Here is a 472-nt window from a genome sequence, read left to right as displayed (position 1 = left end):
GTGCCATCCTGGTCAATAAGCTCTCTCTTGCGGCGCCAGGGTGGAACGCGGTGTCGAAGTTTTACTTTATCGTCTATTTGTTCAATATCATGCCGCCGGCCGCAGGTTGGCTGGCGGATAAAATAGGGGTAGTGAGCGCCTTGTTCGCCGCCATTGTCCTTTTTATGGCGATATACATCGCCTTTGCCGTGCTGGCGCTGTGGGCGCTGTTGCTGAGAAAGGCCTGACGTTCCCAGCGTTGGGGAAGGGCTTTACAAGCCCCCCTGGCTTCCATAAGCTTGGCGGCGTGTTTTGGCGCTGATTGCTGGCGATTACCGCGCATAACAGCGGCTGCCCGGCGACTCTGCTTTAACACGCCATGTTTTACATAGGTTCAGGTAAGAGAACGGCCCCATCGATGATTGCCGGCGCCCACGGAAATCGGGCGTTGCAGTGAGGATGGGGTGATGCCGTGTCGGCTTCGGTGATGAGA

General features: G+C 56.8%; 1 protein-coding gene. It reads left to right on the top strand.

Going from position 1 to position 472, the window contains the following annotated elements; genetic code table 11:
* On the top strand, nt 1–227 hold a 227-nt coding region (locus tag KHA85_RS16685; RefSeq protein WP_213186658.1), incomplete at its 5' end, for a hypothetical protein.
* Nucleotides 228–472: the final 245 nt, after the last annotated feature.

Origin of the sequence: Dietzia massiliensis (assembly GCF_018390595.1) — a bacterium.
Lineage (GTDB): Bacteria > Actinomycetota > Actinomycetes > Mycobacteriales > Mycobacteriaceae > Dietzia > Dietzia massiliensis.
Note: the sequence above shows the minus strand (reverse complement) of the source record. Positions and strands in the feature narration are given on the sequence as shown.